At 42.4% G+C, this 12,560-nt stretch carries 9 protein-coding genes; 2 read left to right on the forward strand and 7 right to left on the reverse strand.

Annotated elements, in window-relative coordinates; genetic code table 11:
• Nucleotides 1-429: 429 nt before the first annotated feature.
• The 7 genes from SPD80_RS01205 to SPD80_RS01235 all read right to left on the reverse strand — a co-directional run bounded on the left by SPD80_RS01205 (nt 430) and on the right by SPD80_RS01235 (nt 10,451).
• Nucleotides 430-957: an RloB family protein gene (locus SPD80_RS01205; RefSeq protein WP_320828098.1), complete on the reverse strand. Its 528-nt coding sequence runs from the start codon at nt 955-957 to the stop codon at nt 430-432.
• Between the two features lie 67 nt (nt 958-1,024).
• Nucleotides 1,025-2,362 (reverse strand): ATP-binding protein, encoded by a 1,338-nt coding sequence (locus SPD80_RS01210; RefSeq protein WP_320828099.1) that lies wholly within the window; start codon nt 2,360-2,362, stop codon nt 1,025-1,027.
• A gap of 130 nt (nt 2,363-2,492) precedes the next feature.
• On the reverse strand, nt 2,493-5,486 hold the full coding sequence (locus SPD80_RS01215) for an AAA family ATPase (protein WP_320828100.1): 2,994 nt from the start codon (nt 5,484-5,486) through the stop codon (nt 2,493-2,495).
• Nucleotides 5,487-5,948: 462 nt separating this feature from the next.
• On the reverse strand, nt 5,949-6,113 hold the full coding sequence (locus SPD80_RS01220; RefSeq protein ID WP_320828101.1) for a hypothetical protein: 165 nt from the start codon (nt 6,111-6,113) through the stop codon (nt 5,949-5,951).
• A 613-nt stretch (nt 6,114-6,726) separates the two neighbouring features.
• Nucleotides 6,727-7,902, reverse strand: a complete 1,176-nt coding sequence (locus tag SPD80_RS01225; protein ID WP_320828102.1) for a hypothetical protein — start codon at nt 7,900-7,902, stop codon at nt 6,727-6,729.
• A gap of 216 nt (nt 7,903-8,118) precedes the next feature.
• Nucleotides 8,119-8,418 (reverse strand): hypothetical protein, encoded by a 300-nt coding sequence (locus tag SPD80_RS01230; RefSeq protein ID WP_320828103.1) that lies wholly within the window; start codon nt 8,416-8,418, stop codon nt 8,119-8,121.
• Nucleotides 8,419-8,804: 386 nt separating this feature from the next.
• Complete coding sequence (locus tag SPD80_RS01235) at nt 8,805-10,451, reverse strand: DUF4116 domain-containing protein (protein ID WP_320828104.1); 1,647 nt, start codon at nt 10,449-10,451, stop codon at nt 8,805-8,807.
• A 371-nt stretch (nt 10,452-10,822) separates the two neighbouring features.
• Between SPD80_RS01235 and SPD80_RS07395 the strand changes: the two genes are divergently transcribed.
• Entirely contained in the window at nt 10,823-11,047 is a 225-nt protein-coding gene (locus SPD80_RS07395; RefSeq protein WP_414429685.1) for a DUF3784 domain-containing protein, read from the forward strand.
• Nucleotides 11,048-11,445: 398 nt separating this feature from the next.
• Nucleotides 11,446-12,372: an ORF6N domain-containing protein gene (locus tag SPD80_RS01245; protein ID WP_320828106.1), complete on the forward strand. Its 927-nt coding sequence runs from the start codon at nt 11,446-11,448 to the stop codon at nt 12,370-12,372.
• Nucleotides 12,373-12,560: the final 188 nt, after the last annotated feature.

Raw genomic sequence — 12,560 nt, forward strand, 5'->3', positions numbered from 1 at the left:
ATTCCATAGAGACACCCCAGGTGCGTTTGTTGTGGGCTGTGAAGAGACACAACAACACCAAACGACGCCGCCTTTGCCTCTTTTGATTGCATACCTGCAGCATACCATGTGAAGGGTGATACATGTTGAACTACGCATACAGGGTTATAGGAAAAAAGGGCTTAGGACAGATTTCCGTACAATTTAAGACGGCATAAAAATAGACTAGCTCAGTAACTTCAAGAGCTAGTCTATTTCATTCTTTTTGCTGCATCTGTATTTGTGTATGTATTAGTAACAACGGCTATGCGCTTTGCAGCTTTTTAATACCGAAACGACATCTCTGGGGACACAGACATTATTACCGATAAAACACTTCGACAGGAAAGGCACATGTCTAACGACTAAGAGCACCACAAAAGACACTATTTGATTTGCTCTTATCCGTTATCAATCTCCTATCAACCTTTCAACTAATACATACATGCCTATCATCCCAGAATCAGGAATCTCGGATTTACAACTCATGCATTTCATACGAGCATTTTCTATAGCAGTCCGCACTTGCTCAAGTGTAAACTGAGTGGCACTGAGTCGCTTAACATACTTCGGCAAATATTTCTTTAACGCAGCATCAACTTTTTGCGAAGTAGTATAACCATTACCACGCTCAAAATGCATCACTAAAAACAATTCGAACTTTGGATTGCTGATAGCTAAATGATGTCGAGAATCCTTCTTTACCCATTCCAGTAACTTGGCAAACTCAGTATCATCCCACTCATCTACATCAACAACTAACCAAGCTTCATCACCATTACGAAAGTCTTCTTTTTTCAATGCTTTCTGCAGTCGATTGAGGACCTGACAGGGATTCCGTCCTCCAGGATGAATGTCTTTTACAAACCGCACTGTTACATCAGGGCGATTCCTGAAGACGTTCATATTCAGATAATCTCGCTCAGTCTGACCCTCCATACTTATCCAACAAATTTTCCTATACTCGCGAGTTGGCTTTTTACGTTCAAGTGTATTGTTCATTTTCCTAGCCACGAGTACCCAGCTCTCCAAGCATCGGAATACCACCAAAACGTCCGTCCAGATAACTCCTGATTAAATCTTTATCGTAACGTATATCCCTGTACTCACTAAGACCCACCAACTCAGAACAACCATCAGCATTGCGTTGTGAGATAAACATTTCATCACGACGCAAAAGAGACTGGTCCATGAGCAATAAGTCGTGAGTAGTAAATAGCAACTGCTTGCGAGTATCTGATCTACAACCAACAGTGAAGTCTTCTATTAAGCGCTTCGTCAGCATCGTATGTAGACAACGATCCAACTCGTCAACAACATATACTTTTTCACCAGTACTACCGTCAGGGTTTATCAAATCAAAGAGCATAGGAAGCAACCCCATGAGACGCTGCGTGCCAGAAGATTCCATAGATATCGGCAGTGAATATTTCTCGCCATTGGAGCTCATATGGACTGTACTGAATAGCTCAACAATAGGTTGGCCATTTTCCAGCCGGATAGTCCCCATTTCAAATCCATAATCACCAGCCGTACGTTCTCCAACAAAAGTCAGCAGCTCATCAGGCCCCAACTCAGATATGTCTTTACGAATAGTGGCATTTTGTGGAAGCCGATCAGGACTCACTTTTTCAGTTGTCAGTTCAACTATGCCAGTATCCAATCGAGAAAGAACGGTAGAGGCATATTCGAGAAAACCTTCTTTTCGTATTGCATTTGTAGCAAAACTCCAAGCCTGAGATTCCACTCCCACAAGTTCAAGGGTTACATCAAACCAATCATATGCCTCTCTCAACTCCACAATATTCTGAGCAACAGCACTGCCTAGAAATAGCTGGTTTACACGGGTACTTTTTGCAGCATATTCAACGTGCTCTGAATCTATGAAGAAAGCCTGGTTAAACACCCATTGGCCATCATTTCTTTCATATATTCCAGTATTTCCTTTTTCTGAAATAACCTCGAGAGACTCATAATGTATAGCATCCATAGTAGCCTCTACGACAAGACGATAAACCGTATTTTTTGCTATAAAAGCTACATCAAACATCGTTGGCTTTAAACTCGATTCAGCATCAAAAGCAAAAGGCACTACAGGCACTACATTATTGACACTTGGGTTTGAAATAACCATTTGTTTAAGACAGGAAAGTGCCTTAAACATTCCAGTCTTGCCAGATGCATTACCACCATAAATTGCTGCAAGCGGTAACACTTTTTTGCTTCTAAACCCAGGAACCTTAGAAAGCGTGCTCATATGCTGACGCTCAAGAGAGCTTATCAAACTGAGCGTTGCCTCGTTACGATAGGACATCCAGTTTTCGACAGCAAAACTTAATAGCATCGTCTTCCTCCTTGTTACATCTGAAGAGATTTTATCACATTTGATGTAATAGAATCAGCTGACCCGTAACCGAGTGATAAAAATATTTTTATCACGTAACGTTTAATCGTCACTAAGGCGTCAATCTTACTTATGCAAATCCCATGACTCGCTTTGACGTCCAAGGAGTTGACGTCCTAAAGTCACATCCTCGCAGTTCCATAAGCTGTTTGCCATCAATGGTTTTCTCGGCACAAGCGGCTTTCTTGGCAGACCCATTTTCTTTTACAACCCCAGCATCCCGAGCAGCCGCCTCAGCTACAACAGCATCCATACGCACAGCTTGTGCCACCATAGCATCCTCAAGCATGGCACGAACCACGCGAGCATTGCCAAAGCTAGGCAACTGTGCCATCGCGGCAATCTGTTTCTTAAAACAAGGCAGTACATCATCCGCCAAAGTAAACCCACGTTTGTAAGACATAAGTTCTAAGATCTGCCCCAACTCATCTACCGAATAATTAGGAAAATGGACCTTTGTTTTTATGCGAGACGTAAGCCCTGGATTACAGCTCATAAAATCAAGCATTTCTTGCTCATAACCAGCAAAAATTACCACCACATCATCGCGCATGTTCTCCATGCACTGAACAATGGCATTAATTGCCTCGTCACCAAACCCATGGGCATGAGCATCAATAAGTGAATAGGCTTCGTCAATAAAAATCACTGAACCCTTGGCTCTCTTAAAGAGTGCTTGCACCTTAGGCGCTGTAGATCCTACAACGGGACCCACTAAATCTGCGCGACCGCACTCGTACACATCGCCCACAGACAAGATGCCTTCTTCCTTTAGAATCTTTCCTATTAGGCGTGCTACCTCAGTTTTTCCAGTTCCGGGGTTGCCAAGAAACGCCATATGTATGGGTAAGTATTCAGACTCAAAGCCATTATCGCGCCTATACTTTTGCATTTTTGCATACGTAAGACGTTCAGATACAACCCGCTTTACCTCTGTTAAGCCAATTAAATCTACCAGCTGCTCTTGTGCAGACGTAACACCCGTACCCTGTTTTGACGCCTGCCCAGCAGAGCCTACACCACACTGAGCTATAGCATCGCTGTCCGCCAAAGACACAATGTCGCACGCTTGTAACAATCCAAGTTCATGCTTGAGTTGCTGTAAATGAGCTGCATCGTCAGCCCGCAAACGCACGTCATCTGCGTCTGCATACAAACGAGCTAACCTCAGCTGCTGAGCACCAAGCGAATCCTCAAACAACTTGCGTACAAATCGCGCGTTACCCTGATCTTCTCGGCGACCTGCGCCAGACAGCATATCAAGCACACGAACACGCGCCTCGTCCGTTAACGTTACCTGCGCGCGCTTGGCCATCAACTCAAAAATCTGGACCAGCTCTTCCGTGGCATAATCGGCAAACTCCATGGTAAAGCCAATGCGTGATCTAAAGCCAGGATTTGTGTCTAGCAGGTACTCCATATGATAAGAATACCCAGCTAGAATGACTACTGTTTCCTCGCGGTTGTTTTCCATGCAGGCAATCAACTCTGCTACCGTGTTCGTACACCCAATAAGCGTATACGCTTCATCTATAAACAGCACCGAACCACGTGCCTTTTCAAACACCTGAGAGATGTCCCTACTTCCAAGCTCATTGCCAGAAGTAACAATCAAACGACCTTCTGACAAAATGCCTTCATGACGCAATATTTCTCCGTATAACTTTGCTACCTCAGTTTTTCCCGTACCGGGATTGCCCAAAAACACCATGTGCATAGAGAAGTTCCTTGTAGGCTGTCCCAACTTTGCAAGCGTACGATTCATCTTGATACGCAAAACAATATCTTGTACCAGCTGCTTTTGTGCCGATAAACCAATGAGCTCCTGCAAACGTTGCATGGGGTTTGCCCGCCTTGCCGGAGGCTCCAGGTACGTCTGATATGCATCGTGATATAAGGGGTAGCTTTGCTGAGCATGAGTCAGCGCCTGCCAATCATCAAATATCTGCTCAACCGTGCGGTCACTACGGTTGGCCTGGTATTTTGCAAGCAATGACTCCATCGATGCAGACGGCTTTACCCCACAGCGCTGTGCCACCTGCGCAAGCCTGTCATATGCATCTGTTTGATTCCAAGCAGCTGCACCTTTTTGATACGCTATGGTTACCACAGGAGCCTGCAGCCTTTGAGCAAGGCGTTGCGCACTTTCTTTATTGTCTGCCGCAACCATAAACACTACTTGGACGCGGTCTAAATGATTGTTGAGAAGCCCAATAAGTTTGGTAAGTGCTCGATACTTTTTGAGGTCAAGGCTCTTATCATCATGGGGCTCAGAGTATTGGATAAGCAGCAAATTATCTTCGAAGCAACTTGCAAGGTTATCATTGAGATAGTCCATAAAATCGAGTTTATATATGTTGTCCCATAGGCAATCAAAATTAAGCTTATACACATGTGTAGAGGGAACACGACCAGCATCTTGCAATGCGCTGGCCAGTACATTAAAACCCTGCGCACCAGCAGGAGAGCCTGCGCCTTCCAAAATATAGTGAACAGGCAAGCGATTGTGCGCGTCATCATCTGCAGCCAGTGCTTCAGCGCTCTTGTAAATGCGACGCACCTCTTCTGCAAGATTTTTACCAAATTTAGACTGCAGAGCGCCCTTCAATAATGCGTCCTTACCGCGCGGTATATCAATAAATGATTCCGTAGCAAAGTTACTGGACGGTTTAAACAAATCATACAGCTCATTAGCACCCACAATGTTAAGCATGCAGCGTAAGGAGTTTAATCCCTGCGTAGTAGCGTCACTCAAAGCCTGTAGGGCATTGCTTTCCCTAACTAAGAGGTTCTTCCACAGGTCTTTATCAAAGCCCAAATCCCAGATTTCACACGCTTTTACAACTTGGTCCTTTACAAACTCTGTATTATCAACAAATGGCTTGTTATACACCATGACGCAAAACGATAGCGAGCGCCTAAAGCCAAAGCGTGATTCACAAACAGCCACACAGCTTTCTTTGTCCAACTCGTCATATAAAAATGTACTATTTTCCGCCACCGAACTTTTAAAATCTGAATCTATAAAATACTCGTGTACTACTTCTGCGATATACGTTCTCATACACTCTCCCACCTGTTCGTTAGCTGTTCGTTAAGCGTTCGCTGACAAGTACCAACACTTCATTTGAATAAGCAGAGTCTTATCGCCAAAGGTTTTATGTTTTCATACGGCCTCCCAAAAGTTGAATCAGCAGATCAGCGGGTCGGTGAGTCAGTAAGCCAGTGAGCTAGTGAGCCAATACATCGACAAGGCAAGTGGCCAACACACCAGTAGATGAAGCGAGAAACCCATCAACCAAGACGCGTTAAACAGCTCATCTTGGCGAAGTGCCACACGTATGTATAGGTGCATGGGTGTATAGATATAAGATATAGGTATTAAAAATACTGAACCATTGAGTTTTAATACATCAACGAGCTAGGCAAACTGATGTCTTTACCTTGCAAATCGTTTGCTTTTACCTTACTGGTTATGTAGTTGTACCTTACCGTTTGTTTGGCTTGAACTTACCGTTTACTGGAATTATTCCTTAGCATGTACGGTGATTAGAGCTCCTACTGCATGTCCCTGCTCAAACATATGCTTACCCAAGCCAGAATTATTAAGCTGTGCCAACAAGCATGCACACAGCCGCCCTACTTCTAAACATTGAATACTCTGCGTATACTCGAGCTTGGAAAGTGCCATGCAGACCCCTTTTCTTTTCATGCCCTTTACGCCCTCTATAATGAACAAGCGCTCCAGACACCTACTGTTTTAATAACAAATAGACAAAAGGTGACAAATAGTACTTTTAATTTAGATGGACATTAGACAAAACGAAGCCAATAAAACTAAACACAAAATCGCTTCCAATAACGGCGAGAGACTTCATACCCATCGCATAAAGTACTATTCACTTATTTTTAAAAATATTTTTATTTTTTTCTACCGAGAAACCCGCTTGTGCGCACAGGCATCAAAGCTCTTAAGGAGAAAAGCTATTCTTACCTTCAATTATATAGGAAGGGTTTTTTGTTTATGCAGGTAGATATGGGCATAAAATCTGGAAAAACGGGTGAACTGCTTAATTTTTTAATACTAAGGCTTAAACGTAGCTACTAACTTTCTATAAACATCTTTATTGATACTAAAAAGCTTGGAATCAGCAATGTGGTATATCTAAATTAATCTATGGCTTTGACACTATTTTACTGAATATATGCCCACTAAAAAAACCACTGACCAAACAGTAACATGAAGCACGAGGGTGTTAACTATCTACCTCGTGCTTCAACAAAGAGTATTATATATAACTTATTTATATGTCTTTCTTAGACTTCGTCATTTCATCTACAATTTCATCTAAAACCTTTCCCAAAAGTTTTTTAGCCTCATCATTTGTTTCTTCATCTACTTGTTTATTTTGATAGCTACGAAGATTTTCTGGTCGAAGGAACAAATTATTGTTTTTGCGTGCATTTCCCTTGCCGGTAGTTACTAATACTCTATCATAGTCATCTAATTTCTCTACAGAGATAGAATACCTATCTTTTTTTAGGGCCTTATCTTGCTTAATCCATAATTCTTGGCCACTTTTTCTTGGTATAATAATAAGAGGCTGCTGCTTAAACGATGATTCTTCAGAAGAGCTTTGACTATCCTTTATACGATTTGAAATCTGATTAATAATCCATTTTGTGCTAGGCATGCAATATTCGCCTTTACCCGAAGCAGCTCCTTTGTATTTAAAGGAAAGAAGCTGAGGAGCTTTTGAATGGTAAGGATAATACTCAGCGCTAGCAACATATCGGTTAATTAGACCGATATGCATTTGCTGAATAAAATTATGAAGTAATCCTTTCGTTCCCCTTTTCTTCTTCACCTTTTTATAGATACTTGATAGCTTATAAGAAGTATTATCTTCTTCCATCTTTTCGATAAATTTTGCGGAAGTATTTTCGTCTAAAGAAAAATATTCTTTTAGTTGTTTACGAAACTCATCAGAGTCCTTACATGACGGGAAAAAAGTATCAAAGTCACCACCTATTATTCGCTTTTCTAGCTCGGGTTCAGTCCAAAAAGCACTCATATACGTTCTTCTCGTCCAAGACCATCCATGCGTGTCTTTTCCCATTTTTTCACTCAGAATTTGAGATTTTGGAGATGTTAATAACTCTTTTCGTTCTTCGAAATGAGCTCTGCATTCTTCAGTCTCACCTTCTTTATCTCCAGGATTAGCTATTAAAACAATGATTTTTGCATTCTCTAAATCACCAGAAAAGAGATGAGGGAGCTGATATAAATTATGCTTTTCCCACGCCTTCTTAATACCCCACAGGTTGTTTTTGTTTTCGTCTTCTTTAATTAGTTCATCAATGTATGCTTTATCCTGTTCTAAAACATACTCTGTTGATTCATTCTCTTCCCATTTAGCTTTCTTTACTTCCTCACACCAGTCAGTAATACCGTTGCTAGATTTATTTTCTTTACTCATAAAAAACTCCTTTAATAACTTTCCATTCCAATAATTAATATCTTAAACTTAAATAACTTAAAGAAATATAAAAAGTTTGCTGGGTTAAATAATAAAAACTGTTCTTACCTTCAATTATATAGGAAGGGTTTTTTGTTTATGCAGGTATATGCCCCTGTTACTAAACTCAAAATCATAGGGCTATACGTGCTTTATCTCTTAAGCTTTACCGCACAACTATTTGCATAAAACGCACTCAGAAGTATTAAAACGCCAGACATACGTTCTACTCGCATAATTTCCTCTTGGAACCACTGCACTAATCTTGCTTATAGTTTCAATCATATTTTTTGTATCTTGGAAAAATTCGTCATCGTCATCTAGATAGCAGCCGCTGTTATCTTTATCCATCTTCCTTCTATACTCGTTTCCAACTTTAATAAACTCATCAAGATTGGTAGCGCTTACAAACAAGCCTTCATAAAACTCAAGCTCAAGAGCCTTCTTAGCATCCAATATCCTGCTAAAGAAATCCATGAACTGACCGCCTTGAGTAACTATCAGCCGTCCTGTAAACGGTATTACTGTGTTAGAGGGATAGTTAGAGGTCTCTTGTTAATTTGTTATCTTCAGTAAGGGATGATAGAAGGCGTGATGTATTCTCAAAATTACTCAAATTAGTAACGGACCTAAGGGTCAGAAACTCATTTACAACTTCATAGCTTGATACCATACCCCGATAGCAACATGTGATATATGCTTCATTAAATGACTCTCCAACACATTTCTTGCACGTTAGAATCTTATTATCAGAAACATCAAAGAGGTCGTACTGTTCGCCCTCGTACTAAAATGAATCCTTTAATTGAGATGTCATAACAGCCTCCTTTCAAGTTCAATAGCGCTTCATAACATTAATTAGCTCACTCATCTTCTTCATCCTCATCATCACACCAATCATCATCCCACCAATAAGGGTCAAAACCCCACTTCTCAAGCTCATCTTCAGTCATGTATCGTTCTTTTAGCCGCCTACTAAGTCCATAAAGACAGTAATGATCCTCATGTACAGAAAGAAGGGCTGCAACCGCATCATCGTCTGCATATTCTTTTGGTGGGAATTCAGAAGGCATGCTATCCCATGTTTGGGCAACCTCTTCGACAATCCGCCTATCTTTCTTTAATTCGTCACTAAGACCTTCATACGATAAATCAGGATAAATATCACGCTTGTTTTGTATGGCAAGGAGACCAAAATTAATATCATTACGAACCCTAGTAGATGCATCTTTAACATTCGCACCATTTGCCATAAGAGCAAGCCTAACCAGTTCGTCATCGTCATTATACTTCGCCATGCACTCCTCACGGAATACATCCCCATATTGAGCATTGCTAGCAGCAACAATAAGCATTTTTCTATCATTTTGAAGACGTGATGAAGCAAACGTGAGAGCATGAGGACTGTTAGTAACTGCAGCCAAAACAACTTCATCATCATCTTGATATGCGGTTGCTCGCTCAAGAAAATCGCCACACAATGCAACCGCCCTAAGCACTAAACCACGTTTCTTAAACAGACTATCGGGTAAATAATCAACAACTCGATAATCTTCAACCGCCCAGTCAAAGGCCTTCATTGACATCTCATCACTAGCTCCAGCCATGATGTATGCAATTTCTGATGGCATAAAACTAGTTTGGTCATCACCTGTAGCAGCAAGACAGATAGCTTCACAAGCATCAGTAATTTTGTTGCCAAGATCCGTGCGCAGTTTTTCAAAGTTCCAGATTTCATACAACGTTGCGATGGTATATTCCTGGAGCTTCGTATCATATTTTTTTGACCACTCACACCATTCATCATAATGATTATCATCTAAAATCGAATAGGGATTAGCATTATTAATCGCTTCAGCCTCTAGGAGAATATCATAGTGTTTTATGAATTCTTCTTTAGGGAAGTAGCCACGAACCTTCATGCAATAGCGATACGCAGTGTACAGAGGTTCTTGTTCAAGCTGATCATATACAAGATTGTATTCTGCAAATTCTGGCAAGCAATGTCGAATAAGTTTTGAAAGAGCAGAGCTTGATAAATTATCAGGGTCTATTCCACAATATAGAAGCCCACTATGTACAAATCGATTTCTGAGATACATCCCCAAACCAAAATGCATTTCAAATACGGAAGGATATAGCCGAATCTGCCCAAACGTCTCATCGGAAAGTGTAACTAACGCACTCTGGTAAAGAGATTCATATGCAGCATCACTTATACTGGCACGCATCCATTCTTCGAATTTTACACGCTTCTTTTTATGGATTGCGTTTATAGTTTCTGCGGGTGGTTTCCTAGGTTCAACCCTAACATATATCGGCTCATTAACATGTAGTGCAGCACCGCATGTACATTTCAAAAAATTATCATTGGCCTTATCATCAATTGACCAAATAAGCTGATGTAACTGTCCCTCTTTAGCATCTTTATTCGCATGATATTCTTTGAAGCGTTCAATTGCTCTTAACTGCTCTTCGCTCAAATCCGATAAACCCTCAGAGTTTTTCATCACAACCTCCCTATATGGTTACTACCATATTATTTCATGTAGAAGAAACACCAACTGACCCACAATCGGGACAGCGTAATGGGCTTTTGCAAAAATATTTTCAAAAGAAAAGACGTTAAAAAGTCCGAGAGAGTTCCAATACATATGATTAAAAAGGCCGGGCAGATATGAAACGCGCTGGCGCAGTCCTTCTTTCGGCCTCAGGAGCTCGTATAATGGATAGTGAGCCGTCAGGTATAAAAACGGGCCGAAAGATCAAACGGAAAAGTTCGAGGTAAGCGAGATGTTCGCACGTATCGTACTATAGGTCACATTTGCGACGCTCGCCACCATAACCATCACCTTTCCTATCCAGCCACGGAGCAAGCCTCATCGCGGGCTACAACACTGCTACCGAGGCAGAGAAAAGGACCGTGGACGAGAAAAAGCTGCTTCGGGTCATGGGCGTGGGAATGCTCGTAGCCACAGCAGTCATTTTCGTCTTTGCACTGCTGGGAGAGAGGGTTCCTACGGCATTCGTATACGTAGCGATTGTCATCATGGGGGTCGATTGCGCTGCCATAATCTACCTCGCGAACACGAAATGTAAGAAGTGACAATAAATTACCCGCGATACTGTTACTAATACCGTTACTTTCACTGATTTTAGTCCTTGGAAAAAAGCAAACCCCTGACCCGTTTTCTCAGGTCAGGGGCTGAATGTTTGGTTGCGGGACTGGATTTGAACAAACGACCTTCGGGTTATAGGGTTATAAGTGAGCAAAGCTGGAGGTTCCGTAGATTCTCCCTCGTCTACCTCGTCTGGACGCACTGCGCTGAGCAGGCGTTTTGTGTTTTTATGTCTCCAACGTTCTACAGGATTCTGCTTCTTCTATATTTCCAACCTCATTTTGACGGTCACTTGGTGCGCTGGCTCTTCCACGTCGTCTCGCGCTGGATATGAATGCGTGTTTGATAGAATTGTACCAACGGTTCGAACAGAAAGGCTACGTCCATGCCCGACAAAGAACCTACCAAAAATGAATCTGCAATCATCGTCTCCAACGATTCACAAATCAGGGACATGATTTACACCGTACGAGGTCAGCAGGTCATGCTCGACAGCGACCTCGCTGAACTGTATGACGTTGAGACGAAGAGGCTCAACGAGGCAGTGGGCAGAAACAAGGCACGTTTTCCTGAAGCTTTCTGCTTTAAGCTCACAAGTAACGAAGAACAATCTTTGAGGTCGCAAATTGCGACCTCAAAGACGGCCGAAGGTCGTGGCGGAAGACGCTACCTCCCTAGAGCCTTCACCGAGCAGGGCGTTGCCATGCTCTCTGCCGTCCTCAGAAGCGAGACGGCGATAAAGGTAAGTGTCAAAATCATGAACGCCTTCGTCGAGATGCGACACTTCGTTGCAGACAACGCTCGCATGTTCGAGCAAATCAAGAGCATTGACTACAGGCTGGATAGCTTAGAGCGCTCGACCAACGAGCGCTTCGAGCGCGTATTCAACTACATGGAAACCCACAAAACACCAAGTCAGAAGGTATTCTTTGAGGGACAGGTCTACGATGCTTTTGAACTGCTAATTTCCCTCGTACAGAAAGCAAAGCACGAGATTGTCTTGGTCGATGGCTACGTAGATACGGGGACACTCAACATTCTCTCGAAGAAGGAGCTCAGTGTTGTCGTCACCGTATGGACGCACCCAAAGACCAGCCTCACCGAGAGCGATGTCGCAACCTTCAACGCGCAGTACCCAACGCTCATGGTCAAGCACACGACCTCGTTCCACGACCGTTTTCTTATCCTAGATGGCGTTGAAGGCTACCTGATTGGAGCATCGCTGAAGGACGCAGGCAAGAAGAGTTTTGCCATAACCAAACTTGAGGATTCTTCTATCGTAGAATCGATTGTTGCTGCGCTTGGTGAGTAGGAGATTAGAGCATTCAGTATCTTTGAGGCCACAAACTGTGACCTCAAAGCATTAAAGCCAATCTGAGACTTGGCAAAGCCAGCAAACCCACCTGACCTCTGCTTTCGAGCATGCACACTGGCAGATTTTCTTTATTTGGAGGTACATGAGCACCGTGGGAATGTACACGAAACCTTGGCTGTCCTTCA

The sequence above is a fragment of the Atopobium sp. genome, from assembly GCF_034113385.1.
Classification (GTDB): Bacteria; Actinomycetota; Coriobacteriia; order Coriobacteriales; family Atopobiaceae; genus Atopobium.